This window comes from Vibrio sp. V09_P4A23P171, from assembly GCF_963875615.1.
In the GTDB taxonomy this organism is placed as follows: Bacteria; Pseudomonadota; Gammaproteobacteria; order Enterobacterales; family Vibrionaceae; genus Vibrio; species Vibrio anguillarum.
In genome coordinates, this window is the sequence record NZ_CAWNMR010000071.1 from 41,104 (window position 1) to 67,133 (window position 26,030).

General features: G+C 45.7%; 25 protein-coding genes. 18 read left to right on the plus strand and 7 right to left on the minus strand.

Annotated features, from left to right (window positions below):
• Positions 1 to 77: 77 nt before the first annotated feature.
• Together AACT23_RS16805 and AACT23_RS16810 are read right to left on the minus strand one after the other, a co-directional pair.
• Complete coding sequence (locus AACT23_RS16805; protein ID WP_094128566.1) at positions 78 to 1,304, minus strand: DEAD/DEAH box helicase; 1,227 nt, start codon at positions 1,302 to 1,304, stop codon at positions 78 to 80.
• 45 nt (positions 1,305 to 1,349) lie between these two features.
• Positions 1,350 to 2,102, minus strand: coding sequence for a UTRA domain-containing protein (locus tag AACT23_RS16810; RefSeq protein ID WP_017046832.1), 753 nt, complete (start codon positions 2,100 to 2,102; stop codon positions 1,350 to 1,352).
• A gap of 212 nt (positions 2,103 to 2,314) precedes the next feature.
• Here AACT23_RS16810 and AACT23_RS16815 point away from each other — a divergent pair, with 212 nt between their 5' ends.
• From AACT23_RS16815 to AACT23_RS16870, 12 genes are all read left to right on the plus strand, one after another.
• Positions 2,315 to 3,376, plus strand: coding sequence for an ABC transporter substrate-binding protein (locus AACT23_RS16815; protein WP_094128569.1), 1,062 nt, complete (start codon positions 2,315 to 2,317; stop codon positions 3,374 to 3,376).
• A 9-nt stretch (positions 3,377 to 3,385) separates the two neighbouring features.
• Positions 3,386 to 4,189 carry an alkaline phosphatase family protein gene (locus tag AACT23_RS16820; RefSeq protein WP_010318641.1) on the plus strand — a complete coding sequence of 268 codons (804 nt, stop codon included), beginning with the start codon at positions 3,386 to 3,388 and terminating at the stop codon, positions 4,187 to 4,189.
• A complete protein-coding gene (locus AACT23_RS16825) occupies positions 4,189 to 5,088 on the plus strand; it encodes an ABC transporter permease (protein WP_026027756.1) in 900 nt (299 codons plus the stop codon). The genes AACT23_RS16820 and AACT23_RS16825 overlap by 1 nt, the downstream gene beginning before the upstream one ends.
• Entirely contained in the window at positions 5,075 to 5,878 is an 804-nt protein-coding gene (locus AACT23_RS16830; RefSeq protein WP_094128572.1) for an ABC transporter permease, read from the plus strand. Before AACT23_RS16825 ends, AACT23_RS16830 begins: the two co-directional genes overlap by 14 nt.
• Positions 5,875 to 6,924: an ABC transporter ATP-binding protein gene (locus AACT23_RS16835; RefSeq protein WP_017046834.1), complete on the plus strand. Its 1,050-nt coding sequence runs from the start codon at positions 5,875 to 5,877 to the stop codon at positions 6,922 to 6,924. Before AACT23_RS16830 ends, AACT23_RS16835 begins: the two co-directional genes overlap by 4 nt.
• 4 nt (positions 6,925 to 6,928) lie before the next feature.
• On the plus strand, positions 6,929 to 7,588 hold the full coding sequence (locus AACT23_RS16840; protein ID WP_094123903.1) for an HAD family hydrolase: 660 nt from the start codon (positions 6,929 to 6,931) through the stop codon (positions 7,586 to 7,588).
• Between the two features lie 91 nt (positions 7,589 to 7,679).
• The gene (locus AACT23_RS16845) at positions 7,680 to 8,642 is read left to right on the plus strand and encodes an HlyD family secretion protein (RefSeq protein ID WP_019283062.1); all 963 of its coding nucleotides are present in this window, start codon (positions 7,680 to 7,682) and stop codon (positions 8,640 to 8,642) included.
• Complete coding sequence (locus AACT23_RS16850; protein WP_017044975.1) at positions 8,642 to 9,568, plus strand: ABC transporter ATP-binding protein; 927 nt, start codon at positions 8,642 to 8,644, stop codon at positions 9,566 to 9,568. Before AACT23_RS16845 ends, AACT23_RS16850 begins: the two co-directional genes overlap by 1 nt.
• Positions 9,565 to 10,662, plus strand: coding sequence for an ABC transporter permease (locus AACT23_RS16855; RefSeq protein WP_094128575.1), 1,098 nt, complete (start codon positions 9,565 to 9,567; stop codon positions 10,660 to 10,662). The genes AACT23_RS16850 and AACT23_RS16855 overlap by 4 nt, the downstream gene beginning before the upstream one ends.
• Before the next feature lie 50 nt (positions 10,663 to 10,712).
• Complete coding sequence (locus AACT23_RS16860) at positions 10,713 to 11,087, plus strand: rhodanese-like domain-containing protein (RefSeq protein WP_094128578.1); 375 nt, start codon at positions 10,713 to 10,715, stop codon at positions 11,085 to 11,087.
• Between the two features lie 154 nt (positions 11,088 to 11,241).
• Entirely contained in the window at positions 11,242 to 12,795 is a 1,554-nt protein-coding gene (locus AACT23_RS16865; protein WP_094128581.1) for a cryptochrome/photolyase family protein, read from the plus strand.
• Positions 12,796 to 12,893: 98 nt separating this feature from the next.
• Entirely contained in the window at positions 12,894 to 13,652 is a 759-nt protein-coding gene (locus tag AACT23_RS16870; protein ID WP_217899559.1) for an EAL domain-containing protein, read from the plus strand.
• Positions 13,653 to 13,685: 33 nt separating this feature from the next.
• Here AACT23_RS16870 and AACT23_RS16875 read toward each other — a convergent pair whose 3' ends face one another.
• On the minus strand, positions 13,686 to 14,714 hold the full coding sequence (locus tag AACT23_RS16875; protein WP_017046842.1) for a VirK/YbjX family protein: 1,029 nt from the start codon (positions 14,712 to 14,714) through the stop codon (positions 13,686 to 13,688).
• A gap of 113 nt (positions 14,715 to 14,827) precedes the next feature.
• Here AACT23_RS16875 and slyA point away from each other — a divergent pair, with 113 nt between their 5' ends.
• From slyA to AACT23_RS16890, 3 genes are read left to right on the plus strand one after another with little or no spacing between them, the layout of a single operon-like run.
• Complete coding sequence (gene slyA, locus AACT23_RS16880; RefSeq protein ID WP_017046843.1) at positions 14,828 to 15,310, plus strand: transcriptional regulator SlyA; 483 nt, start codon at positions 14,828 to 14,830, stop codon at positions 15,308 to 15,310.
• A gap of 6 nt (positions 15,311 to 15,316) precedes the next feature.
• Positions 15,317 to 16,372, plus strand: coding sequence for an HlyD family secretion protein (locus AACT23_RS16885; protein ID WP_094128587.1), 1,056 nt, complete (start codon positions 15,317 to 15,319; stop codon positions 16,370 to 16,372).
• Between the two features lie 12 nt (positions 16,373 to 16,384).
• A complete protein-coding gene (locus tag AACT23_RS16890; protein ID WP_017046845.1) occupies positions 16,385 to 17,419 on the plus strand; it encodes a DUF2955 domain-containing protein in 1,035 nt (344 codons plus the stop codon).
• A 46-nt stretch (positions 17,420 to 17,465) separates the two neighbouring features.
• Here the strand turns inward: AACT23_RS16890 and AACT23_RS16895 are convergent, their stop codons facing one another.
• Both AACT23_RS16895 and AACT23_RS16900 read right to left on the minus strand, forming a co-directional pair.
• Positions 17,466 to 18,701, minus strand: a complete 1,236-nt coding sequence (locus AACT23_RS16895) for a zinc-dependent metalloprotease family protein (RefSeq protein ID WP_094128589.1) — start codon at positions 18,699 to 18,701, stop codon at positions 17,466 to 17,468.
• A 55-nt stretch (positions 18,702 to 18,756) separates the two neighbouring features.
• Entirely contained in the window at positions 18,757 to 19,413 is a 657-nt protein-coding gene (locus tag AACT23_RS16900; RefSeq protein ID WP_019280795.1) for a hypothetical protein, read from the minus strand.
• A 1,178-nt stretch (positions 19,414 to 20,591) separates the two neighbouring features.
• Here AACT23_RS16900 and AACT23_RS16905 point away from each other — a divergent pair.
• From AACT23_RS16905 to nhaD, 3 genes are all read left to right on the plus strand, one after another.
• The gene (locus AACT23_RS16905) at positions 20,592 to 21,035 is read left to right on the plus strand and encodes a DoxX family protein (RefSeq protein ID WP_013868258.1); all 444 of its coding nucleotides are present in this window, start codon (positions 20,592 to 20,594) and stop codon (positions 21,033 to 21,035) included.
• A gap of 482 nt (positions 21,036 to 21,517) precedes the next feature.
• Positions 21,518 to 22,822 (plus strand): dicarboxylate/amino acid:cation symporter, encoded by a 1,305-nt coding sequence (locus tag AACT23_RS16910; RefSeq protein ID WP_029189696.1) that lies wholly within the window; start codon positions 21,518 to 21,520, stop codon positions 22,820 to 22,822.
• Positions 22,823 to 22,991: 169 nt separating this feature from the next.
• Positions 22,992 to 24,440 (plus strand): sodium:proton antiporter NhaD, encoded by a 1,449-nt coding sequence (gene nhaD, locus AACT23_RS16915; protein WP_017044964.1) that lies wholly within the window; start codon positions 22,992 to 22,994, stop codon positions 24,438 to 24,440.
• On the opposite strand, the gene AACT23_RS16920 is transcribed toward nhaD, so the two are convergent.
• Positions 24,437 to 25,366 carry a Gfo/Idh/MocA family protein gene (locus AACT23_RS16920; RefSeq protein ID WP_026027760.1) on the minus strand — a complete coding sequence of 310 codons (930 nt, stop codon included), beginning with the start codon at positions 25,364 to 25,366 and terminating at the stop codon, positions 24,437 to 24,439. The two genes, nhaD and AACT23_RS16920, sit on opposite strands and share 4 nt — an antisense overlap.
• Before the next feature lie 105 nt (positions 25,367 to 25,471).
• A complete protein-coding gene (locus tag AACT23_RS16925; protein ID WP_010319258.1) occupies positions 25,472 to 26,002 on the minus strand; it encodes an MltR family transcriptional regulator in 531 nt (176 codons plus the stop codon).
• Positions 26,003 to 26,030 lie beyond the last annotated feature (28 nt).

Consider the following 26,030-nt stretch of genomic DNA (forward strand, 5'->3'; position numbering starts at 1 on the left):
TAAATGCATAAATTTCCTGAGTCACTTAGTTTCCTTACTCCATCAAAACGCACAATAGCATGCGTATATTGAGCTACTTAATGGCTTGTTTTCTGTTGAAACTGCTTCACGCTGCGCTTTTGAGCACTGCGGCGGTTGGCTTGCTTATCACGCGGTTTGCGCTTCGGTTCACCGCTGGTCGGTTGGTCTGTCACTGGAAAATCGGTCAACGCCTGCAGCGGTAAAGCGCGCTGCGTTAAGCTGCGGATTGCCTCCAGCGCTTGGCTTTCACCATGGCAGACCAGTGAAATTGCCACACCACCTTGACCAGCACGCGCAGTGCGGCCAACGCGGTGAATATAAACTGGCGCACTAGGCGGTAAATCAAAATTGATCACCACTGGCAGCGCGTCAATGTGAATACCACGCGCCAGTAAATCGGTGGCCACCAGTACATCCACTTGATTCGCTTTGAAATCGGCTAACGTTTGCTCGCGAATAACTTGATCTTTTTCACCATGCAAAGCTGCCGCACGAATACCCGCTTTGAGTAATTTTTTCGCGACCGCGTCAGCACTATCACGAGCGCTAATGAACACTAATACTTGCTGCCCAGCCCGCTGTTTAATCAGAGCAATTAATGCTTGTGCTTTACTGCCCTTATTCACAAGGTAGAGCTGCTCTTCAATTTCTTCCACCACTTGATTGGCTTGATTCGCCTCTATCTTTACCGGGTTATTTAACACGGCCAATGCCACCTGTTCGAGATCGGCGGCGAGTGTGGCGGAAAACAACAACGTTTGTTTGGTTTGGGGCATAAAACTGAGCAGGCGTTGTACATCCGGCCAAAACCCCATCTCTAACAGTCTGTCAGCTTCATCTAACACCACACTGTGCATCGACTCCAATGAGATCAGTTGCTGTGTAAGTAAATCAAGCAAGCGGCCCGGTGTCGCGACGATTAAATGCGGTAATTTGGCCAACTGCGCAAGCTGCTCTTCTTGGGCCACTCCCCCGCATAAAGTGCATAAGCTAATGCCCATTTTACTTGCCACGGTACTCAGCTCTTGGCTGACTTGTTGTGCTAATTCACGGGTAGGAACAATAACAACCGATTGAATTTCAAGAGTATTAATTTCAATCTGTTGCAGTAAAGGCAAACCATAAGCTAACGTTTTACCACTGCCCGTCTGCGCGAAGGCAAGCACATCTTGCCCAGAAAGTACGGCTGGAATAGCCAATTGTTGGATTTTGGTCGCCGTGTGTCGCGACGCAGGCAGCGCTGCCATCAAAGGGGCGCTTAAGTTAAGCTTAGAAAAATTCATAAACGACTAGCAGGGTGAAAAAGGTTGCGCCGAGTCTAAAGCTATTCATTCTCCATCACAACTGTCGATACGGATCAGGACTGAATCTGGCCGCCAGTACTCAAATTCGCAGTCCATGATCTCGCCATCTTGTTTGTAATTAACTCGACAAATTTTCATTACAGATTGGCCAGCAGCCAAGTTAAGGGCTTTTGCCACATGAAGAGGTGCAGCCGTAGGGATTACTTCAAAACGAGAACGCGTGGTGATGTAACCGTATTTTTGCTGATAGAGATGCGTTAACGAAGCGGTTAAATTTTCCTCTAATATCTTTGGAAACCACTGCGCAATCAGGCAGTTTTCGACAAACAGTACCGCTCGCCCGTCAATCGAGCGCAACCGTTCAATAATATGAATGGGCGTAATTCGGTCAATATCCATCGCTCTTGCATACTCACGAGAAGCCATCACGCTGCGTACTGCAACTAGCTTAGTTTCTGCGATTCGGTGCTGCTCGCGGATCATCTGGTGGAAGTGGCAACGCGATAGCGGGTTATAATGAATTCGCGCCGGAGAGACAAACCAGCCACGCCGCTCTTCTCGGTAAATCAACCCTTCGGTTTCCAGTGAAACCAAAGCGTCTTTAATTGTAATGCGCGTTGTATTAAACAATTCACTCAATTCACGTTCAGATGGCAGTTTTTGTCTGTCGCTCAGCATCCCACTGCAAATTTGCTCACGAAGGGTGCCTTTAATGTTACCAAGTTGGGTCTTTTCTAAAGGAGCATTTGCCACTGGCAAAGGGCTGCGAAATCTCATGCGTGACCTAGTCCAATATTATACAGAGTGAATAAACGTCTTTTAGACTACTTAAGGCAGATAACAGATTTATGACAGGCTAATTGATTGAATTTGAAATAAAAGTGCAATAGAAAATCATCAAAAATGTCAAATAACTACACCGAAAACGTCACAGTTCTTCCCTAGGATAAAAATCGAACTTACTGACCTAGTCCAGAAGGATAGCGACAATGAAAACCTTATTTACCCGCGCAACGACTGCCACAGCACTTGCGCTGACTCTTTCGACTTCGGCTTTTGCTAAAGAGGCTGATTTACAATCTTTGATCAACGCAGCGAAACAAGAAGGCCAAGTGTACAGCATTGGTATGCCCGGCAGTTGGGCCAACTGGCAAGACACGTGGAGCGATTTAGGTAAGATTTATGGCCTAAAACACCAAGATACGGATATGAGCTCAGCGCAAGAAATTGCCAAGTTTGAAGCCGAAAAGAAAAATGCGACCGCCGATATCGGTGATGTCGGTTTTGCATTTGCTCGCGTGGCGGTGAAAAAAGGCGTAACTCAAGCGTACAAACCGAGCACTTGGAATGACATCCCTGACTGGGCCAAAGATAAAGATGGCCACTGGGCTCTGGCTTATACGGGCACCATTTCATTTATCTCGAACAATAATCTAGTCAAGAATGCGCCAAAAACGTGGAACGATTTGCTCAAAGGCGATTACAAAATCAGTATTGGTAATGTAGGCGTTGCCGCGCAAGCAAATAATGCCGTACTAGCCGCTGCTTTTGCTCATGGTGGCAGTGAAAATAACCTCGATCCGGCAATCGAATTTTTTGCCAAACTCGCCAAGCAAGGGCGCTTATCATTTACAGACCCAAGTATCGCTAACCTCGAAAAAGGTGAAGTTGAAGTGGCCGTATTGTGGGATTTCAACGCCCTAAGTTACCGTGACCAAATTGACCGTAACCGCTTTACCGTTAACATTCCGCAAGATGGTTCTGTGATTTCCGGCTACACCACCATCATCAATAAATACGCCAAAAACCCAAATGCGGCCAAGCTAGCACGTGAATACATCTTTAGCGATCAAGGCCAAATCAACCTTGCACAAGGCTATGCTCGCCCGATCCGCAGCAACGTTGCACTGCCTGCTGCGGTACAAAGCAAATTGATTGCTAACGATCAATACCAGAACGTGAGCCCAATTAGCGACTTTAATGCTTGGGAAAAATCAGCTCGCCAATTGCCACGTCAATGGCAAGAAAATGTCATTATCCACCAGCAGTAAGAGGTAACCATGAACAATAAGGTGATCCTTGTTGTTCTTGATGGACTCAATTATTCCGTAGCCCGTGATTGCATGGGCTACTTAAACGGCTTAATTGAGCAGCAAAGAGCAACCTTATACTCTCTACAATGTGAATTACCTTCGTTATCGCGTCCTTTGTATGAATGTCTACTCACTGGCGTAAAGCCTGTCGAAAGCGGCATTGTTCATAACCACATTGTGCGCCTTTCACATCATCAATCCATCTTCAGTTTGGCAAAAGAGCAAGGGCTGACAACAGCCGCAGCGGCGTATCATTGGGTCAGCGAGCTCTATAACCGCGCGCCTTTTGATGCAACGCGCGATCGTTTTACCTGTGATAAAACACTCAATATTCAGCATGGCTGTTTTTATCACTGGGATCACTATCCCGATGAAGCACTGTTTTTAGACGCCGAACACTTACGTCGTACTCATCAGCCTGATTTTTTACTGATCCATCCAATGAATATCGATGATGCTGGGCATAAGTTTGGCCTTGATTCAGGACAGTATCGTAATAGTGCACGCATGGCCGATGCGCTGTTATCTCACTTTTTAGAAAGCTGGCTAAACGATGGCTACCAAGTGATGGTGACCAGCGATCACGGCATGAACAATGACAAGTCACACGGCGGAATATTAACCGAAGAGCGCAACGTCCCGCTGTTTGTATTGGGCGATCAATTTTCGCACCAAGCTTGTGAGATCAAACAAACTGAGCTCTGCGGCCTGTGCTGCCAACTGCTTAATCTTGATCACAATAAGCCCTTTTCTGCGGAGTGCTTAGCATGATCAGTAGCCAAGTCATTAGCAAGCCTAGCGCCGTGCTGAGCCAATCAACGCACTGGGCACGCAAACTCAAACCTGCGTTATGGCTTACTCCTTTTGCGCTGTTTTTCTACTTATTTCAGCTCGCCCCCATGCTGTGGGTTTTGTTCAACAGCTTTATCTCTGACGATCAATGGTCACTAGACCATTATCGCGAAATCTTCAGCTCATCCTTTATTTTACAAGGGCTGGGCAACAGTTTGTGGCTCGCCATATGGTCCAGCGTCGCAGGCCTTGCGATTGCGGCAATGTTGGTCGCCTCCTTACGCCGAGTCGATGGCAAGCTGCGCGATGGTGTGATCGCCTTTACCAATATGAGCAGTAATTTTGCGGGCGTCCCTTTGGCATTCGCTTTCATTATTATTCTTGGGGTCAACGGCGCACTGACTTTGCTGCTAAAGCAATACGGTTTGATTGAAGAGTTCAACCTGTATGGCAAATGGGGACTGCTGGCGATGTATATCTACTTTCAGATCCCTCTTGGCGTGCTGCTGCTCTACCCTGCATTTGATGCGCTCAGTGATGACTGGCAAGCGGCGGCGTCCACTCTGGGTGCCAACGGATGGCAATATTGGCAGAAAATCGCCTTGCCTGTGCTTTCACCAGCCCTACTCGGCACCTTGATTATCCTAATCGCCAATGCGATGGGCGCATATGCCAGCGTCTACGCACTCACATCCGGCAACTACAACGTCATTACGGTACGCATTGCCAGTTTAGTGGCGGGAGATCTGTTCTTAGAGCCCAATTTAGCCGCCGCCATTTCCGTGGTATTGATGCTAATTTTAGCCTTCATTACTGTGATCAATCAGTGGCTAATTGCGAAAAGCTATAGCGCAAGGAACACCCATGCAAAACGCTAATCCTACCCTTGATAAAATCACCTTTCATAAAAGCGTGGTCTATTGCATCGTGGGAGTGATGTTGCTGCCCATTTTGGCCACCTTGGTTTATTCCTTTTCTTCACGCTGGGGCGCAACGATTTTACCCGATGGCTTCACCTTTGACTGGTATCTCAAACTGCTGACCGACCCTCGCTTTCTCGATGCATTTGGCCGCTCATTGCTGATTGGCATCGCTTCTCTGACACTCAGCGCGGTTTTGATTATTCCGGCGATCTTCGTGGTGTTTTACTATTTCCCTCGTCTCGATAAAGTAATGAACCTGCTGATTTTAATTCCTTTTGCGGTACCGCCTGTGGTCTCTTCAGTTGGATTACTGCAACTGTACGCCGATAGCCAATTTCCAATTGTGGGTACACCTTGGATTTTGGTTGGCACTTATTTCACCATTGCGCTGCCGTTTATGTACCGTGCAATTGCCAACAGTTTTGAGGCGATCCATCTGCACGATCTCATGGACGCCGCGCACCTGCTCGGCGCAAGCACCAGCCGTGCTTTTTTACTGATCGTACTGCCAAACATTAGAAAAGGGTTGATGGCTTCGCTATTTCTATCCTTCTCTTTTCTACTTGGCGAGTTTGTATTTGCGAACATTCTGGTCGGCACGCGCTATGAAACCTTGCAGATTTATCTCTACAACATGCGTCAGACTAGTGGTCACTTCACCTCCGCGTTAGTGATGACTTACTTCCTATTTATCTTTTTACTGACTTGGCTCGCCAGTCGTTTTAGCCGAGGATCCACTCAATGAATTCCACGACCCACACAACCTCTCGTTCTGATTACGTCCACGTCGCCAACCTCACCAAACGTTTTGGCAACAATACCGTTTTTGAAGGGATTGAATTTTCCATTGAGCAAGGGGAATTTGTCACGCTACTTGGTCCGAGCGGTTGCGGGAAATCGACCTTATTGCGCAGTTTGGCTGGCTTAAATCCCGTCGATGACGGCGAAATTTGGGTCAACGGTGAAAACATCACTAACCAAACACCACAGCAACGCGGCATTGGCATGGTGTTTCAATCCTACGCTCTGTTTCCGAATATGACGGTGGCTGAAAACATCGCCTTTGGCCTCAAAATGCAAGGGCAAGACAGAGCTTACATCGCGCGCGAAGTACAAAAAGTGGTCGAACTGGTTTCGCTGATAGGGAAAGAAAAACACTATCCCAACCAGCTATCGGGTGGGCAGCGCCAACGCGTCGCTTTAGCTCGCGCCTTAGTGGTCAAGCCGCGTATTTTGCTACTTGATGAGCCCCTTTCAGCACTGGATGCCAAAATTCGCAAACACTTGCGCCAGCAGATCCGTGATATTCAAAAAGAGCTCAATCTCACCACCGTATTTGTAACCCATGATCAAGAAGAGGCGATGATTCTCTCTGATCGTATTTTTTTAATGCACCAAGGTGAAATCGTTCAGCAAGGCTCCCCAGAAAGCATTTATACTCAGCCAGCCAATGAGTTTGTGGCAGGTTTTATGGGTCATTACAATTTAGTAGAGGCGGCCACTGCCAAGCAGTTGTTTAACATAGACACGGCTTGGAAAGTGGCTATTCGCCCCGAATCCATCTACGTCAAGGAAGCTGGGCGGAGCTATGGTGCCCATGTTTCTGCGCCGCAACATGGCACCATCAAGCATCACCAATTACTGGGTAATGTCATTCGCTACCATGTGGATGTGCGAGGCTGCGAGCTCACGGTCGATTTACTCAATCGTTCCTCAGAGCGATTATTTGCCACTGGCAGTCAGCTAGAACTACTGTTTAACCTTAACGAAATACAACCTGTGAGAGCCTAAATAGATGCCGACACCTCTATACGTTTTTGATATGGACGACACATTGATTGACGGCGACTGCGCAATGATTTGGAGCGAATATTTGGCCGATAAGGGCATAGCGAGCGACCCTGATTTTGTCGCGCAGGATAGGCTGATCATGTCACGCTATGCCAGCGGTGAAATGGACATGGAAGATTACCTCGATTTTGCGATGCAACCTTTGCTCACCCTGACCACAGAGCAAGTCCAGCGCTTAGCGGACGATTGTGTCGCTACACGCATCGTACCTAGGCTATTTCCTCAAGCCAAAGCACTCATTAAACAGTTAACGGACGAGCGTATTCAAATACTAATTATTTCGGCGTCGGTCAGTTTTTTGGTTAAAGCCGTCGCTCGTAAAATAGGCGTTGCAGAGGCGATGGGTATCGATATGGTCATAGAGAACAACCATTACACCACGCATATTTTGGGAACACCCACCTACCGAGACGGTAAAGTCACTCGCTTAAATGAATGGCTAGCTAAGCGCCCACAATACGTGGGTCAAGTGCATTTTTTCACTGACTCGATCAATGATTTACCTTTGTGTCTACACGCCGATTTCACCTATTTGGTCAACCCATGCACGCGTCTCATCCAATACGCTCAGCCCCAACAATGGCCGATATTAAAGTGGGGCTAATCACATCCTCTACTTTTGATGAACCATGTAGCTTGAGGCGCTGGCGGTAAACTTCTAGTATGAAGACAATAAGTTAACCGAGCCTCTCGCCATGAGCATGAAACACCGCATTGCCTTTATCTCTCTTTTACTGTCAACTCTCAATGCTTGCTCGCCGGAAAATAGCGCGCAAGCATTGGGCACTTTAGAGCGAGACCGCATCACTTTTTCCACCACCGCCAATGAGATCATTCGCGCGCTTCCTGTCGCGGAAGGCAGCGCAGTGCATGCTGGCGAAGTATTGGTTCGACTGGATACCAGAAATCAGCAGGCGGTGCTGGCCCATGCACTCGCAGAGGCGGCCAAAGCGCAAGCGTATTTGCTCAAACTGAGTAATGGTGAACGCCAAGAAGACACGGCAGCCGCGCAAGCCAAAGTCAATCGCGCGCAAGCCAAACTGACAGAGGCGTTGCAAAACTTCAAACGTGTGGAAGAACTGGTCGGTAAAAAGCTCCTCAGCCAATCAGAAAAAGATAGCGCCACCGCCACGCGTGATGCCGCTCGCGCCGAACTCGATTCTGCAAAAGAAGAGTTTGCTAAGCTCACCGCTGGCACTCGCCCTGAAGATATTGAACAAGCCCAAGCGGCGCTGACCGCCGCCAAAGCCGACGTCTCACTGCAACAGCAAAAGCTCGACGAGTTAACCATTGTCGCCACCCGCGATGGAATTTTGGATAACCTCCCATACAACTTGGGTGAGCGCGTCCCAAACAACGGCATTGTCGCTATCATCCAAGCAAGCCGCATCCCTTATGCTCGTGTCTACGTTCCCGCACCACATCGTTTAGCGGTCGTGCCGGGCGCACAGTTTCCAGTACATATCGACGGTATAAAAGAGCCGCTGCAAGGCACTGTGCGTTGGGTGGCAACGGAACCCTCTTTCACGCCTTACTACGCACTGACCGAAAATGAACGCGCCCGCTTAATGTATCTAGCCGAAGTGGATCTGCCCGAATCCGCGCAATCGCTCCCTTCTGGCATTCCGGCGCAAGTCGATTTAGCGAGGCAAAAATAGTGACTGAACTCGCCATTCACGCCCGTAATGTGGTCAAAAAATTTGGGGATTTCACTGCGATTGAAGGCATCAATCTGAGTGTCCCCAAAGGAACTATTTACGGTTTTCTCGGCCCAAATGGTTGTGGCAAATCGACCACAATTCGCGTACTCACGGGTTTATTAAGCCCTACCTCCGGCAGTGTTGATGTGCTGGGGTTAGCGATCCCAAAACAATCCGAGCAATTGCGCCTAAAAATTGGTTATATGACGCAAAAATTTTCGTTATACGATGATTTAACCGTAGAGGAAAACCTACAATTTATTGGACAAATTTTTGGTATGCCGCGCAAAGCATTGGCACAACGGCTCAATGAACAGTTGTGCACTTATGGGCTTGATCAGCGCCGAAAACAACGCGTAAGTGGGATGAGTGGCGGCCAAAAGCAGCGCTTGTCACTAGCAGCAGCCACGATGCATAAACCTGAACTGCTGTTTTTGGATGAACCAACGTCGGCGGTCGATCCTGAAAATAGACGGGAATTTTGGGAACAATTGTTCGATCTTTCAGACCAAGGCACCACCATTTTGATCACCACTCACTACATGGATGAAGCGGAACGCTGCCACCGTTTAGCTATCATGGAATCGGGTTTAATTCGTGCAGATGGTGAGCCAGAAACCTTAATGAACACGATGGGCGTCAACATTGTCGAAGTCCGAGCCCATAATTTGCGCCAATTAAAAGAAAAAGTCATGGCTCGGGCGGAGGTTCGCTCTGCTGCGCAACTTGGCATCCGCTTGCGGATCCTTATTCATCAACAAGTCACACAACCTATCGCGTGGCTAAAAACAACCTTCCCTGAACTGGCTGAAGCTGAGATGAATCTAGCTCGCCCAAGTTTAGAAGATGTCTTTGTCACTGTGACTGGCAAGGGGCGTCAATGAAAGCACTGTTTCGAATGAAAGCGGTGATGGTGAAAGAGATACGCCAACTCTCGCGAGACAGAATTACGTTTGGCATGGTAGTGATGATCCCACTGATCCAGCTGTTGCTGTTTGGCTTTGCCATCAATACTGACGTACGCAATATTCCGATCGCCATCGTTGATCAAAGTGAAAGTACCCTCGGACGGTTAATTGTAGAGTCAGTCAAAGCCACACAGGTTGTGAGCGTCAAACACACTTTTGCCACAGCAGAGCAAGCTGAATATGCAATTGAACAAGGTAACGTGAGAGCAGCGCTGATCCTGCCAAAAGATCTCACCCAGCGCGCGGTGCAAAAACGCGTGTTAGGTCAGTGGATTGTTGATGGCTCCGATACGATGATCAGTGCCTCCATTTTAGGTCTGCAATCCATGCCGCTGACCGATTTTGATTTTGACATTCGTCCAGCTACCGTCAAAACCTTTGAAGTCACGCTGTTTTATAACCCCACTCGCCGCTCTGCGGTTAATATCGTGCCCGGTTTACTGGGGGTCATTTTAACCATGACGATGATCCTCTTCACCAGTGCCGCGATTGTGCGAGAAAAAGAGCGCGGCAATTTAGAACTGCTGATCACAACGCCAATTCACTCTATTGAGCTTATGGTCGCCAAAATTGTGCCCTATATTTTTGTCGGATTAATTCAGGTCTTCATCATCTTAGGCTTAGGGCATTTTATTTTTGACGTGCCCATTAATGGTGCGATCAGCCAAATTCTCTTCGGTACACTGCTGTTTATCGCCGCCAGTTTGACCTTAGGTTTGGTGATTTCAACCATTGCTTCCACTCAACTGCAAGCCATGCAAATGACTGTTTTTATCTTACTGCCTTCAATTTTACTTTCTGGATTTATGTTTCCCTACGAAGGCATGCCAGTAGCAGCGCAGTGGATTTCTGAAGCGTTGCCTGCGACTCACTTTATGCGCATGATCCGCGGGATTGTGTTGCGCGGTGCTAACCTCATGGATCTATGGCGAGATGCATTATGGATGTTAAGCTTTACCGTCGGTGGGATTATCGTCGCGTCGTTGAGATTTAAGAAATCCCTTGATTAACGCCATTCACATTTGAAGGCTAATTTTTAAGCCAAAAGAAGGAAACTAACATGTTAAAGTCACTGATGACCAAAGCGTTATTGTGTGTAGGCCTGATCTCCAATACCTCAGATGCATTGGCATCAGAGCGCTCAACGATAGCATGGCAATGGATTGAAAATGGCGCGCTTTTAGTCGATGTTCGAACCGCAGCAGAATTTGCAGCTGGCCATATTGAAGGTGCGCTAAACTACCCACTTGATACTGTTAGCAGTGCTTTTTCTCACATCGATAAACAACAACCGATTGTGGTTTACTGCCGCAGCGGCAATCGATCGGGCCAAGCCATGGCCTATTTACTCAAGCAAGGGTTTACTCAAGTACATAACGGCGGCGGTTTAGAGGAAATGATCATTCATCCTTCGGCAATAAAGCCGCTCAATTGATGTTAGCCTACTCACATTCACGTTATCGCTCTGTTTGTTCTTAATTGGCTCTCAAAGCGCAACAGAAAGACAGCGCTTGTTATTCGGCAACAATGATCGATTTTTTGATTGGAACGTAGAAGATGTTCGATAACCAATCTCAACGGTATACAGCATGCGAACGTACAAAACCTTACGCTTGATCCTAGGCGATCAACTCAACATCAAGCACTCTTGGTTTAACAAAACGGATGATTCCGTACTGTACGTGATAGCTGAACTTAAACAAGAAACAGGCTATGTAAAACATCACATTCAAAAAATCTGCGCCTTTTTTGCCGCGATGGAAGCTTTTGCCGAATTATTGCAAAGTGAGGGACACCAGGTTCTCTACTTGACCCTTGATGAAACTGCCGATTATTTGCAGCTACCACCATTGATTAGCGATCTGTGTCATCAGATCAACGCAGAATACTTTCACTATCAGCGACCTGATGAATACCGAGTTTGGCAACAGTTGCAGGAGCTAAACCTCTCTCATACCCAAGTGACTTGTTTTGATACTGAACACTTTTTATTGCCTTTTGACGAGATCACTCAGCATTTTAACACCGACAAAACCACTATTATGGAGCCGTTTTATCGCAAAATGCGTAAGCGATTCGGTATTCTTCTGCAAGATGATCATCAAACGCCTTTGGGTGGGCGTTGGAATTTTGATCACCAAAATCGCAATAAGCTCAGCGTGCAAGACATAGAAAACCTACCCAAACCACTTAGCTTTCAAAACGATGTCAGTGCAATTTATAACCGTTTACAGCACCATAATATTCACGTTTTCGGCCTGTATACTCCTTCATTGTTATGGCCGATTAACCGCTCACAAGCGCTGTCATTATTGGCCCACTTTTGTCAGTACGGCTTGCCGCTGTTTGGTCGCTTTCAAGATGCAATGACGGCAAAGAGCCCACATCGTTGGAGCCTCTACCATAGCCGGCTCTCTTTTGCACTCAACTGCAAACTACTATCGCCTGCAGAAGTCATTCAAAGTGCACTCATGCGATTTGAGAATGACAATACGATGGATTTAGCACAAATCGAAGGATTCATTAGGCAAATTTTGGGCTGGCGTGAGTACATTCGAGGCATTTATTGGGCGAACATGCCCCAATACGCCAAGCACAACGCCCTTGACGCTCAACGACCTCTTCCTCACTATTATTGGACAGGGGATACTCGTATGCATTGTGTTAAACAAGCCGTAACTCAATCACTGGAATTTTCCTACGCACATCATATCCAACGTTTGATGATCACGGGTAATTTTGCACTCCTATCAGGTTGCGAGCCGGATGAGGTGGATGACTGGTACTTAGGTATTTATATTGATGCATTGCAATGGGTAGAAATGCCCAATACCCGAGGTATGGCTCTGTTTGCTGATGGGGGAATTGTTGCTACCAAGCCTTATGCTGCAAGCGGCTCTTACATCAATAAAATGAGTGATTACTGCAAAGATTGTCACTACCAAGTAAAGAGCCGTAGTGGTCTAAATTCATGTCCATTCAATAGTTTATATTGGCAGTTCATGCTCACTCATCGTGAACGGTTAGCCAAAAACCCAAGGATAGGCATGATTTATAAAAATTGGGATAACACTGAAAACGCCACTCAACAAGCAATCTTAGATCAAGCTCAATACTATCTACACCATATTGAAGAGCTATAGCTCGTCGGCTTACTGGTCACGTTTTGATTTATGCAATTTGGTGAGCACGCTGCAAGTAACTATAATCATGCTATTCGATTAAATATCAGTGAGTGATTATGCAACAACAGCAAGTCCATATGGACCAACGTATTTGCCAGCAATGCTCAGAAAAACAAAGCTTGCCTTTTGACTTCACCATGGCTTTCCAACCCATAGTTAACGTTGCAGATAACACCATCTTTGGCTACGAAGCACTCGTACGAGGTCTGAATAATGAATCGGCTTACTCCATCATTGAACAAGTCAGTGATGACAACCGATACCGCTTTGACCAACTTTGTCGAATCAAAGCGATTAAACTCGCGGCTAAACTAAAACTGCCAGGTATTTTGAGCATTAATTTTTTACCTAATGCCGTTTACCAACCAGAACGTTGTATCCGCACCACATTAGAGGCAGCAAAGCAGTTCGGTTTCCCGACAGAACGGATCATGTTTGAATTTACTGAGGTGGAAAAAATCGTAGACACAGCGCACATAAAACGGATCGTCGCTTATTACTCCAACCTAGGATTTACTACCGCGATTGATGATTTCGGTGCAGGCTACGCCGGGCTTGGGCTATTGGTTAACTTCCAAACTAAAATAGTAAAATTAGATATGTCACTGCTGCGTAATATCGATCAAGACATCACGAAGCAAGCAATCGTCCGTCATACTGTCGCAATGCTCATTGAGCTAGGGATTTGTCCACTCGCCGAAGGTATTGAAACTCAACAAGAAATGTTATGGCTAAAACGACTTGGCGTTGAACTCATGCAAGGCTACTATTTTGCGAAACCTGAGTTTGAAGCGTTGCCTACAGTGACGTTTTGAACCATAACATCAGCCTCTAATTTTGTGGATCCATCAAACCACGAAATGCTTGGGCATAAGTTTCAACTGTTCAATACGGCCCGACATGGCTGTTTCCACCTCGGCTAACCACTCATAACGTTTAGTATATAGACGGCGTTTATTGCGATTTAGCGTCTCAACACCTTTACGGTTTGGCGTGGTTGGCAAACGGTACAAATATTTGCTCATTTTCTCTGCTTCGTACTCTGTCCACAGTTCATCGTAATCAAAGCTTACTGATTTGCGCTTTGAGCCAATATAACGCAACGCTTGATACATATGGCCGCGGTTAGAAATCGCATACAGGTTTTCAACCCCTAAGATACGCGCTAGCGTCATGATCATTTCAACCATCAGTGCTTTAGTTCTTAAGCCGTGAGTCGTGCGCGTCAAATCTTTAATGATTTGATTACGATCGGTCACACCACTGCTTGGACCTTGTAGTGAACCAATGTAAATACTGCGCCCTTGATCAGAAACATTGAAACTGATCGAGTAAATTTTCTGCCCTTTTTCATCCGTCAGTTGCAGCCCCAACGAACCTTCTCTTATCTCTCCACTGCACAGGCTTAATGAATAACTCGCCCCATTTTTGTCGTAAAAATCAAAAATAGAGAAGCCTGATTCTGAGAAAAACTTCGCAGCATTAAAGCCAAACTGTTCAACTAAGTAGATAAAATGTTGATTAATGTGCCATGTACGCTCTTTGGCAGACCAATTGACGCAGAGATAAGGTTTTAATGGTTTTTCCAAAAACTGTGGGCATTGCTTCAATACCTCCGCTAACTCGGAGCACGAAAACAGCCTCAGCATACTTTTTAGAGCATAGGCATTGGTCACGCCCCATAAACAAAAACGGATATTCTTCCTGATTTTAGACCAGCCTTTGGTATTGGGGTAAATCGTTTCGGAGAGTTCAGACAGGCTAAACAGGTAGTCGAGTTTATTTTCAATTATCATAGTATGGACCAGAATTTCAGCAGCTAGGACAGCCTCAAACATTGGGGAGTCGCTCATTGAAAATAATGTACAGTGTTTCATTGAGGGGTGCTGTCCTGAGTTTGTATGAAAATGTCAGCCTTCGTCATTAGCTATTTACTTAGCGCGCTAACTAAATCATATTACTTAGCACGCTAAGTAATATGTGACTCGTTATGATTGAAAACACGCACACCCTGAAAGAATTATCACTCGCTGAGCAGTTTGCTCGTCTCTCACGCTTATGGAAAATGGTGGCGGACCGAGAACTCTCACCCTTGGGCCTTACCCATCCTCGTTGGACCGCATTGTGGAAATTACAGCGTCTCGGTGACAACGTCAGTCAAAAAACCTTAGCCGAAGCGTTAGAAATAGAACTGGCTTCTTTGATGCGAACTTTAAAGCAGCTCGAAGAACAATCGCTGATCGAACGTCACTGCTGTCACAACGATAAGCGCGCTCGAATCGTCAGTTTGACGAGTAACGGGCGTGCTCTTATCAAGCAGATGGAAACCCGTATTTTGCAAGTTCGCCAAAACTTACTGGGTAATATTGACGATCAACAATTGCGCCAACTGACTCTTACGCTCGAACAAATCTCACACAACGCTCTAGATACGCTCAGCAAACCGATAGCAACACCTTCAAAGGAACAATAATTACTTATGACACCTGATCAAAAATTTGCACTTTGGATCAAATATTCCATCGTCGCTTTTGTGGCGCTCTTTGCCTATTTTTTGGTGGCCGATTTGGCTATGCCTTTAACACCGCAAGCCATGGCAACGCGGACTGTGACCAAAATATCTCCCCGAGTTAATGGTCAAATCAGTGATGTTTTTGTCACTAATAATCAAACCGTACACAAGGGTGAAGTACTTTTCACCATCGACCCACAACCCTATCAACTGGCGGTAGAGCAGGCCCAACTCAATTATGAACGTGCGGTACAAGGTAACGCTCAATTGGATGCATCGATTGCAGCCGCAGAAGCTAATGTCACGGCAAGCCGTATCGTTGCCGATCAAAAGTTGCGCGAAGCTAACCGATTAAACACTCTGTTTGCACGCAATGGGACTTCTCAACAACTTAAAGACGATGCACAAAGTGGCGCTACCGCCGCGAAAGCCAATTTGGTTGCAGCGCAAGCTCACCTGCAAGAATTGCACGTCAGTCGAGGTAATAGTGACGAGAGTAACGTCAGCATCCGCGCCGCTTTGAACCAATTGGCGCAGGCCAAGCTAAACCTTGCCTACACACAAACGCTAGCAGAGCAAGATGGTGTCATTACCAACTTACAGCTTGAAACGGGCACCTACGCCGCAGCAGGTATGCCGTTAGTTGCATTGGTGGCGACGGATGTAGACGTGATTGCTGATTTTAGAGAAAAAAGCTTACGCCATTTCCCAGACAATAGCCGCGCCCTAGTTGCTTTTGACAGCAAACCCGGCGAAGTCTTTACCGCGCGTATTCGTAGCCTTGATGCTGGGGTAAGCACTGGTCAGTTTGATGCGAATGGGCGTTTAGCCACTCCAACAGAATCTAATCGCTGGGTGCGTGATGCACAACGCATGCGTGTGCACCTTTCGCTCGATGAAACGATGTCAACATTGCCTTCCGGTGCTCGTGCGACGGTACAGTTGCTACCAGAAAGTGGCCCGTTTGCCTGGCTGGCAAAAATGCAAATTCAGTTTCTAAGCACTCTGCACTACATCTATTAAGCGGAGTAAAAAATGCGACTTTGGGATCATCCATTATCTGAAAATGACTTTCGCCAATGCGTCAGAATTGCAACAGGTGCGACGCTTGGTTTTACCTTTTGTAAACTACTGGGTTGGAACTACGGGGTATTTTTTACCGTAACACCGATGCTGTTACTGGGCATGGTACCCGTCATGAATGCGCACGCCGCAAAGCAACTGCTCGCTTCCGCCGTCGTTTGTGGCTTAGAAGTAGCCATTCTCGGGGGACTATTTGGCGCTCATCCGGCACTGATGACGATGATGGCTTTTGTACTGTTTCTCTGCAAATTTGCTTGTATGTCGAAAGGCAGCTTATTCTTATTTGGAGCGAACAGCGTATTGAGCTTGAGCATCATGCTGCACTTTGCAAGCTACCCCACAACTGATCTTAACGATCTGATTACCAGCAACTTTATCGCGAATTTGCTTTCGGTAATGGTCGCTTATCTGGTGACATTCTGTATTCCCGACGCACAGAAAAGGCAACCTCCCGCTCATGCAAGCGTGGCCAAAGAGTCACACCGTATGCGTCATGAAGCACTCATGGGCGCAACCATTGCCACACTCTCTTTCGTTGTGTTTCAAATATTCGATCTGCAAGATTCAATGTCCGCGCAAGCCACAACCTTGTTGCTACTTTTCCCGATGCATTGGAACGGAGCGCTAGGCTACGCACGCAAACGCGCGATGGGTACTCTGCTTGGTGTCACTTTCGGTATTACAGTCCAACTGCTGCTCTACGATTGGTCAGGTCAGCTTTTATTTGTTATTCCGCTGCTGTGGATAGGTGCGATGCTCTTTAGCTACTGGCATGTAAAAGAATCCAGCGGTTCAGGGGTCGGCTTTGGCTCATTGACTACCTTAGGGATCTTGTTTGGTCAATATTTGACGCCGGGCAATGATTTAATTTTCAGTGCCCTGTACCGAGTCGGCAGTATTTTGTTTGCTATTGTCGCCACATTACTTACAACCTATGTGATCCATCGATTGCTGAATCAATTCAAAGCCACCCAATTTGGCCAGTAATTAAAAACCCTGCACATAGGTGCAGGGTCAACATCACAGCAAACCTTTATTCAAAGGATAAGCGTGCCGAATTTAATACACCCGTTAAACCTTGATAGTGATCCGCCACGACTAAACGCCACTGGCCTTGCACGTTCATTTGTTGCATTCCGCTGAGTGTAAAGCGAACACGATAAGCCGTGTTGCGATCATACTGGTTATACGATTTTAAGTTCCAATAGCCACCATCAGGTGCATACAACTTGACTGAAACATCACCCACAAATGGGTGTTCAATATCAAGTTGAATAGTGGCCGTTTCCGCATTTCCTTGATAAGTCACATTAATCGGAAGTGCTAACTCTCCTTGTGCATGATCGGGAATGGCAAAAGGCCCTTGTAAATCATAGATGGCTTGTTGGGGCGAAGTCGGTTCGGTGGGTGACGTTCCTCCGTCATTACTCCCATCTGGACGTGCATAAATCGCCGCAATGTGTGGCGCGCTCAGGCCAATCGCTCGCACCGAGTTCGCGTAGTCAGTGACACCACATGCTTGACCTTTACACACTTTGCTTGGGTTAGAGAATGTGTAAGAACGGCTATGAATACCAAATAAGAAACCATAGGCCATGGTCGTCGCAAATTGGCCTTGAACCCCATAACCATACGCATCTTGCTCTGTACCATTTGAAAGATGGGGTTCGCCATTGTACTGTTCATGAGCATGGTTCAAGCCCAAATTGTGGCCTAATTCGTGAATAAACGTATCATCGCCACACTCATTCAAATAGCTATGACTGTACATTCTAGATTGCGCATAACGCGCACTATTGTTCCAATACGCGGCAGGGATTATCCATGCTAGACCACAGCTCAGCATGTAAGTACCATTGCCTTTATCTTCATAATCAGGAGAATTTTTAATATCTAGATTACGAAACAGCGCCACCATATCCGCGCCAACCTGCTTACGATATTGCTCAATATCGGCAAACGCCGGATCTTGTTTATTGCCGGGAGTAATCGCATCAAGCGCCTGCCCTTGCGATTTTCTTAGCCCTCTTTGCGTATCGTATTTTACTTCTTTCGTGCCAATTAAGTTGACTTTGATGTCCAGACCACTTTGACGCAGAATTTCATTTCCCACGTTAAATCGGTGCTGGATTTGAGCCACGTGATCTTGCTGAAACCACTCAGCCGTGCCGGGTGTATAAACACCTAGAATATCAATTTCAGTGGTTGCACTACTCGGTAACGCATGTGTTGCTAACACCACGGCTAATGCCAATGACGCTATTTTCATAGAAAACTCCTACATTATTTATTTTATTAACACACAAAGCCGTGCGTTTGAGGTATCAATGGCTGGTCGAGGTTTCGTCATAGCCATGATTCGGTGGTACTCGGTAAACCCATGCTTCACTGCCGTTGCCTTCAAGCTTCACTTGACCACTGGGATGACCAATAAAACCAAGTATTGCCGTTTTGCCGAAAGTGAATGTGGCTGGGTAAACTTCCCCGTCGAGTTCAAACTGCCCAGACCAAGTCCGGACGCCTTCATTCTGAATTTCTGATGAAGTGACTTGGATATTGACTGGCTGGTTATCAGGCATAGTGACCGTGACAGCATCGCCCGTTGCCAGAACTCGGAATTGTTCAATATTTTCGATTTCGATCGCTTTGATTTCCGTCACTGCATCACTTTTTGGCCTAATGGCTTGCAACGCTGGGCTTGGGTTGATGTCGTGCCATACTTCATCAACGGTTTGTGCCGCAAGCATGCGCTCTTCAGTGATAGGCTCTGAATTCAGAGCAGAACGAGCATCTCCAGCGCTCGATGCATCTTCTCGTGGTGGCTTCATCAGCTGACGCTCATCAGCAACTGTTGCGGCTTTAAAATCAGTATCCTCGTTATTATTCGGTGCTTTTGGAGCAGGCACTAATGTTAATGAACTATGGCTAATGTAATATTTACCAACAATGAGACCGAATATTACTAATAACAAAATGGTCATTATCTTAACTTTCAAACTTTATATCTCCGACAATTAGACGTGGCATATATATAGATACATAAGATGTATGAATACAATTAAATAACGTGATCTTAAGTCAATAAAGTTAAGGTTAAATATAATCAAACTTTATAGATTTGAATGATGATCTAATTTTCAAAAAAATGAATGCAATGCGCTAAATAAAATATCAAGCCAAAAGAAAAACAATAATCCGTAATTAATAAATTAGTTATTATTGTTTGATGGCAATAAACAGAGAAAATTAAAGAAGATGGTACTCTTGATAACGACGAGTCTTATGAAAAAGGCACTTAAAAGCGCAAAAATACAGTTTAGGCTGTCTATGACTAAACAACTTGAAGTTGCAGGTCGATATGGTAAGTGAGCACCCCATAGCAATAGCTAAAAATGTAGCCAACATCGCTACAGCTTTCAATGGGAAGGAAAAAGCCTTCATTCTCGAAGCTCTTTAATCTATGGCTGAGCACTTTTCTGGAACTGTAAACCAACTAATTTGGTATTTTATCAAAACGTAATTCACTATTTATCCTAATGACCAAACAATAAGATATTTATCTATTCGGACATAAATCTGATTATTTCTTGACACTTATTCCATTATTTTAATATTTGCACTTTTTATAAACCATGGGAAAGAGAAAACAGATGATGGATGACATTGTAAAGAAAGATATAGCTAACGACCCAAAGGTAGCCCGTTTATTTTAGTAACCTTCTTCGTTTTTTAATTCATTATCTGCTCCTTTGAAAAGACACTACTATGAAATACAGGTCAATCCGAATGCTATTAGTGTCCGTATAAATGATAATATTGTGTATAACTAAACAACTTGAAGTGGCAGGTAGGTTGGAAAGTAAGTTTCCCCCATGAGTATAGATAAACGATTTGATGAAGTGAGCGAACGTAACCAACACCGCTGCAGCTTCAAGTAGGAAGGGGATATCAGACGATCAATCGGCATGATTCATCATAGATAGAAGGTCACAACATTCCCCGCGCTAAGAAAAGTACTATATAAATCTTGTTCAATTTTTTCGAACTTAATCATCAAACGGAGTGAGTTATCTCAGGTTACGAATCACTCTACACTGGCTCCAACAGCTAGGAAGCCGCTGAGCACCTACTACCTTTTAATGAATCTGAGGACACTTTAATGAAAGCACTATTGAAACAACTAACCACATCAACTTCTGGATTTTCTGCGCTTGCGCTTCGTTTCCCAATTGGCATCATTTTTATGGCGCACGGTGCGCAGAAACTCTTTGGCTGGTTTGGAGGATATGGATTAGAAGGCACAGGTCAATGGATGGCTTCAATTGGCTTAAACCCAGGTGTCCTGATGGCATTTTTAGCGGGTAGTGGTGAATTCTTTGGGGGCCTATTCATTTTACTTGGCTTACTAACTCGCCCTGCCGCCTTGCTTCTTTCTATTACGATGATCGTCGCAATCGCTTCTGTACACTTAGGTAACGGCTTATTCATGGCTAATAACGGTTATGAGTTTGGCCTTGCGCTGCTTGCAGCCAGTGTATCGTTGGTTTTCTCTGGTGCTGGCAAATTGGCACTTGATAACTGGTTAAATAAAAAGCTCGCATAATCTATGCCTAAGGCCAGCATACCGTTTCATTGAAGGAGGCCAAGCCTCCTTCAAACGTTAAGATTTTCAGTCGATAACATTCAACTTAGTATCACTTTCCTTCCTTTCTCTACTTGTGTTGCATGCCCTTCTTTTTATGCTACATAAAAGTGCCGTTGAGACCCTATTCATATAAAGCAACCTTAATGGGTAAATATGCAACCAAACGAGCTTAAAATTGAATGAAAACTAGCGAATTACCATTAGATGAGAATAGTGATATTTGTTAACACAAAAGACTCATGTGTTGCCAAATGATAAAAAATAAAAATTTAAAACCAAAAATAGGTTATTAAAACGTAAAGGATGGGCGATTTTAAGTGATAAAGATCACAGCAATTAACCGTTAACATTATTTTACTTTTTGATTTGCACTCAGCCCTGCTAACCTGCGGCACGCTTTGAAATGATGTCGAAGTGCATAAAATAAAGGAGTGTTCACAATGAATACCAAAAAACCGATGTCGCTTACCGGCCGTGTTATTTTAGGTATGGTAGCGGGTATTTTGACTGGCTTTGCCATTCGAGCCCTATTTGCTGAAAACGGATTTGTTGACGCGTATATCGTTAACGGCTTATTCGATGTTGGCGGAAAAATCTTTATCGCCAGCTTAAAAATGTTAGTTGTACCCCTCGTGTTTGTTTCTCTCGTTTGTGGTACGAGCTCACTGAAAGATCTCACCACACTTGGCCGCATGGGCGGTAAAACCCTAGCCTTTTACATCGCAACCACTGCGATTGCCATCACACTGGCACTGACAATGGGCACTGTGTTTCAACCGGGGTCCGGAGCCGATTTAACCGCAGCAAGCTCATTCCAATCTGCGCAAGCCCCTTCTTTGGGCCAAGTGTTTATTGATATGTTCCCGACCAACCCAATCAGCGCGATGGCAGAAGGTAAAACACTGCAGGTCATCGTCTTTGCAGTACTATTTGGCATAGCCATTAGTGCCGCGGGTAAACCGGGCGAGCGTATTGCGGGCGTTTTTAATGACTTGAACGAAGTTATTATGAAACTAGTCGCCTTGTTGATGAACCTTGCTCCATACGGCGTATTTTTCCTGATGGCGAAACTGTTCACCAGCCTTGGTTTAAGTGCCATTTTGAACCTCGCAGAATACTTCGTAGTACTGACGGTTACCTTGCTGCTACACGGTTTTGTCACCTATAGTTTGATGTTGAAAGGCTTTACTGGTTTAAGTCCAATCACCTTCTTCCGTAAAATGGAAGATGCCATTATGTTCGCTTTCTCTACAGCCTCTTCCAATGCGACTATACCCGTCACCATGGAAACGGCTAAAAACCGCTTAGGGGTTGATAACAAGATAGCTTCTTTCACCATTCCGCTAGGTGCGACCGTTAACATGGATGGCACAGCGATCATGCAAGGCGTTGCGACAGCATTTATTGCCCAAGCGTTCAATATCGATCTAACTATGGGTGACTACGTGATGGTCATCCTCACGGCAACACTAGCCTCTGTTGGTACAGCAGGCGTTCCGGGTGTTGGTCTTGTCATGCTAGCGATGGTGCTAAACCAAGTCGGCTTGCCACTAGAAGGTATTGCTTTGATTATGGGTGTTGACCGCTTATTAGATATGATCCGCACCGCAGTCAATATTACTGGTGATAGCTGTGTGACTCTTATTGTGGCGAAAACAGAAGGCGCGTTAGATGAAGCTCGCTTTAATGATCCACAAGCTGGCGTGAAAGAAGAAGAAGTCCATTTAGCAAAAGCTCAAGCCTAACTTTCTTCACTTCCACTCATCAAAATCAAACCCTGTCGCCATTGCTACAGGGTTTTTCTTTATTCGCTTTACAGGTCAAGAATAAGATTAAAAATCAAGCAGATCAGAGCTATCTCACACCGAACTATCTTCAATAGATCTAGAATTTTATCAGCCTAACTTTCTAGGAGTGAACACAATGATACCTCGACGCACATGGCTTCTTTTGTTCTGCACTTTACTCTTTCCTTCAGTCGCTCTCGCTTCCTCTAACGATATCGATTCGTTAGATCTAACACACTCAACGATTGGTTATGCCTCTTTAGTCATTTTTACTCTGGCATACACTTTGGTCATGATGGAGGAGTACCTTAAGCTACGAAAGTCTAAACCTGTGTTACTTGCAGCTGGTTTAATTTGGGCCATGATTGGTTATGTTTATCAGCAGTATGAATTAACCGAGATTGCCAAAAATGCGCTAGAGCATAATTTGCTGGAATACGCCGAATTATTGCTGTTTCTGTTAGTCGCGATGACCTACATCAGTGCAATGGAAGAGCGGCGATTATTTGATGCATTACAAGCGTGGATGGTGGGAAAAGGTTTTGATTTTCGTGCTCTTTTTTGGATCACGGGGCTACTTGCATTTTTCATCTCGCCAATTGCCGATAACCTAACCACCGCGCTGTTGATGTGCGCTGTCGTACTAAAAGTGGCAGGAAACAACCCACGTTTTATCAACATTGCTTGTATTAATATCGTCGTAGCGGCTAACGCCGGAGGCGCTTTTAGCCCTTTTGGAGACATCACCACCTTAATGGTTTGGCAAGCGGGCCATGTGCCATTTTCACAGTTCCTTTCTCTGTTTCTCCCTTCTGTGATCAACTACCTTGTTCCTGCATTGCTGATGTCATTTTTTCTGCCCAAGGAAAAGCCAACCACCCTGCATGAACATGTCGAGCTTAAACGCGGAGCCCGCCGTATTGTCGTACTTTTCATGTTAACCATTGCTACCGCCGTAGCATTCCATGCTGTGGTGCGCTTTCCACCCGTGATAGGCATGATGATGGGGCTCGCTTACTTACAATTTTTTGGCTATTTCCTCAGGAAAACCTTACCTACTTCGCTGGCCAAAAAAACCGTAATTGCGATTGCAAATAATGACGAGGCCGCCCTAAAACGTATTGGCTCTGTGGTGCCATTCGATGTCTTTAAGCGAGTTTCACACGCCGAATGGGATACGCTACTGTTTTTCTACGGGGTGGTCATGTGCGTAGGAGGGCTAAGCTTACTGGGTTATTTAGGCATGATCTCTGAAGTGATGTATAGCCAATGGAACCCCATATGGGCAAACGTGATGATTGGTTTTCTTTCGGCAATTGTCGATAACATTCCCGTCATGTTTGCAGTACTGACGATGGAACCCGATATGTCCACAGGAAACTGGCTGCTCGTCACATTAACAGCGGGCGTCGGCGGCAGTTTACTCTCGATTGGCTCAGCCGCTGGAGTGGCTCTGATGGGCGCTGCACACGGCAAATACACCTTTGTAGGCCATCTAAAATGGACACCGATTATTGCAACAGGCTACGCCGCAAGTATTGGTGTCCACTTACTACTCAATCACGCTTTGTTTTAACGAATTTGCTTCGCAATATAATGACACAACGCCTCTGCCAGCTGGTGCGAGGCCAAGTTGCGTGCCACCACTTCTGAAGCCAGCTTTCCGCTGTTTATCACGCCAATCCAATCGTCAATCATGGCGCTAAAGCCTTTACTGGTCAGCATTGGCGTCCAATCTTTTAAACTAAGGGCTTGCTCTTGCCCTTGATGCCAACGTTTTCCTTGTGTAAACGAGTCAAACTCAAAACCTTCATTCACAAAGCTCGCGCTGACTCGCTCAGCGGTTATGCCAAACTGGCGATTCATTGAGGCATGCAGCAAACTTTCGCCGTGTTGCCATTGAACATCCAAGCGGGATAACTGACCTTGATGCTGCTGGTAGGTAATATAAGCATCATCCAATGTGGCTTTAGCATTCACGTTTACGCTGTCTAGCGGATGGATAAAATCATCAAAGATAAAGGTGCGCACATCACCGGGCAGATCATAGCGGTGCTTTTCCCAACGAAGCGAACGTAAGTCGTTTCTATTACCAGTTTGCACTGCATTTAGGTGTTGGTTATAGAGCGGAATATGTCGGCGATTAAACCCCACATACAAGGGTTGACGATGCTTTTCTGCAAGCTCATACAACATTTCACAGGCGCTTGCGCTGTCGGCTAGCGGCTTATCAACAAAGGTTGGAATTCCGTGTTCAAGGAAAAATTGGGCGATTTGAGGGTGAGCCGAGGTCGCCGCATGGATCATAACCGCATCAACGTTATAGCCAAGTAGTTCTCGATAATCCGTGCAATTCTCTGAAATGCGGTAACGCTGCGCTAGTTGCGTAACAAGAGCTGGATTACGAGTACAAAATACCAATTCTAAATCTGGGCGCTGTGTGATGACCGGAAGATACGCCTTTTGCGCGATATCACCTAGACCAATAATGCCAATTTTCATCATCAAATCTCTTTTCGTTAGATGAAGGTTAGGCTAACACAAGAAGATTAAAAAGGGAGGTGTAGAACTCAGTGAAAAGGCAATCCTTGCCTGTCTGGGATGAGGTTAAAATGGGCTCTCTTTGTTCAGCTCATTGCAAATTTCGACAATCGCCAATGAGAGCCCGGATTTGATGATTTGTTGCTGACGCTGAAGTTGAAGCTGGTAAAAATCCAGTTCAATGTCGCCATCCGGCTCCAATACTTCCAACTGCACCATGCCCATTTTGGCCACCAAATGGAGCTTTTTTATCGGCACCAAAATTTTCGGGTCGGTGAACTCGTATTCAGCACCATCACTGTTGAGTTGATTACGCAGTTTGATTATATCTTCAATATCGTGGTAAACATCATCAGGTAATACCCCAAGGCCAAACAGCAGTTTTAGCCTGACAGACAAGTTGCCGAGTGGTCCAGAATCTTGCAATAGAGGGCCAACTACTGATTGGACAGCGAAGTTATCTTTGCGAAAAATGCGTTGCATTAATGCGTCAATCGCCTCATTGAACACTTCAACCGTCGTAATAAAGAATCCGCGCACCGAATGGGCACTATTCAGTCGTTCAATTATATCGCTTTCGTTAATTCTATCTGCCATACGCTGTACTAATTGTTGTTATAAAGGG

Bases quoted from the DNA above. Each gene is read 5' to 3' on its own strand.
- AACT23_RS16805 (WP_094128566.1), bottom strand. From the start codon at position 1,304: ATGAATTTTTCTAAGCTTAACTTAAGCGCCCCTTTGATGGCAGCGCTG.
- AACT23_RS16810 (WP_017046832.1), bottom strand. From the start codon at position 2,102: ATGAGATTTCGCAGCCCTTTGCCAGTGGCAAATGCTCCTTTAGAAAAG.
- AACT23_RS16815 (WP_094128569.1), top strand. From the start codon at position 2,315: ATGAAAACCTTATTTACCCGCGCAACGACTGCCACAGCACTTGCGCTG.
- AACT23_RS16820 (WP_010318641.1), top strand. From the start codon at position 3,386: ATGAACAATAAGGTGATCCTTGTTGTTCTTGATGGACTCAATTATTCC.
- AACT23_RS16830 (WP_094128572.1), top strand. From the start codon at position 5,075: ATGCAAAACGCTAATCCTACCCTTGATAAAATCACCTTTCATAAAAGC.
- AACT23_RS16835 (WP_017046834.1), top strand. From the start codon at position 5,875: ATGAATTCCACGACCCACACAACCTCTCGTTCTGATTACGTCCACGTC.
- AACT23_RS16840 (WP_094123903.1), top strand. From the start codon at position 6,929: ATGCCGACACCTCTATACGTTTTTGATATGGACGACACATTGATTGAC.
- AACT23_RS16845 (WP_019283062.1), top strand. From the start codon at position 7,680: ATGAGCATGAAACACCGCATTGCCTTTATCTCTCTTTTACTGTCAACT.
- AACT23_RS16855 (WP_094128575.1), top strand. From the start codon at position 9,565: ATGAAAGCACTGTTTCGAATGAAAGCGGTGATGGTGAAAGAGATACGC.
- AACT23_RS16860 (WP_094128578.1), top strand. From the start codon at position 10,713: ATGTTAAAGTCACTGATGACCAAAGCGTTATTGTGTGTAGGCCTGATC.
- AACT23_RS16865 (WP_094128581.1), top strand. From the start codon at position 11,242: ATGCGAACGTACAAAACCTTACGCTTGATCCTAGGCGATCAACTCAAC.
- AACT23_RS16870 (WP_217899559.1), top strand. From the start codon at position 12,894: ATGCAACAACAGCAAGTCCATATGGACCAACGTATTTGCCAGCAATGC.
- AACT23_RS16875 (WP_017046842.1), bottom strand. From the start codon at position 14,714: ATGAAACACTGTACATTATTTTCAATGAGCGACTCCCCAATGTTTGAG.
- slyA (WP_017046843.1), top strand. From the start codon at position 14,828: ATGATTGAAAACACGCACACCCTGAAAGAATTATCACTCGCTGAGCAG.
- AACT23_RS16885 (WP_094128587.1), top strand. From the start codon at position 15,317: ATGACACCTGATCAAAAATTTGCACTTTGGATCAAATATTCCATCGTC.
- AACT23_RS16890 (WP_017046845.1), top strand. From the start codon at position 16,385: ATGCGACTTTGGGATCATCCATTATCTGAAAATGACTTTCGCCAATGC.
- AACT23_RS16895 (WP_094128589.1), bottom strand. From the start codon at position 18,701: ATGAAAATAGCGTCATTGGCATTAGCCGTGGTGTTAGCAACACATGCG.
- AACT23_RS16900 (WP_019280795.1), bottom strand. From the start codon at position 19,413: ATGACCATTTTGTTATTAGTAATATTCGGTCTCATTGTTGGTAAATAT.
- AACT23_RS16905 (WP_013868258.1), top strand. From the start codon at position 20,592: ATGAAAGCACTATTGAAACAACTAACCACATCAACTTCTGGATTTTCT.
- AACT23_RS16910 (WP_029189696.1), top strand. From the start codon at position 21,518: ATGAATACCAAAAAACCGATGTCGCTTACCGGCCGTGTTATTTTAGGT.
- AACT23_RS16920 (WP_026027760.1), bottom strand. From the start codon at position 25,366: ATGAAAATTGGCATTATTGGTCTAGGTGATATCGCGCAAAAGGCGTAT.
- AACT23_RS16925 (WP_010319258.1), bottom strand. From the start codon at position 26,002: ATGGCAGATAGAATTAACGAAAGCGATATAATTGAACGACTGAATAGT.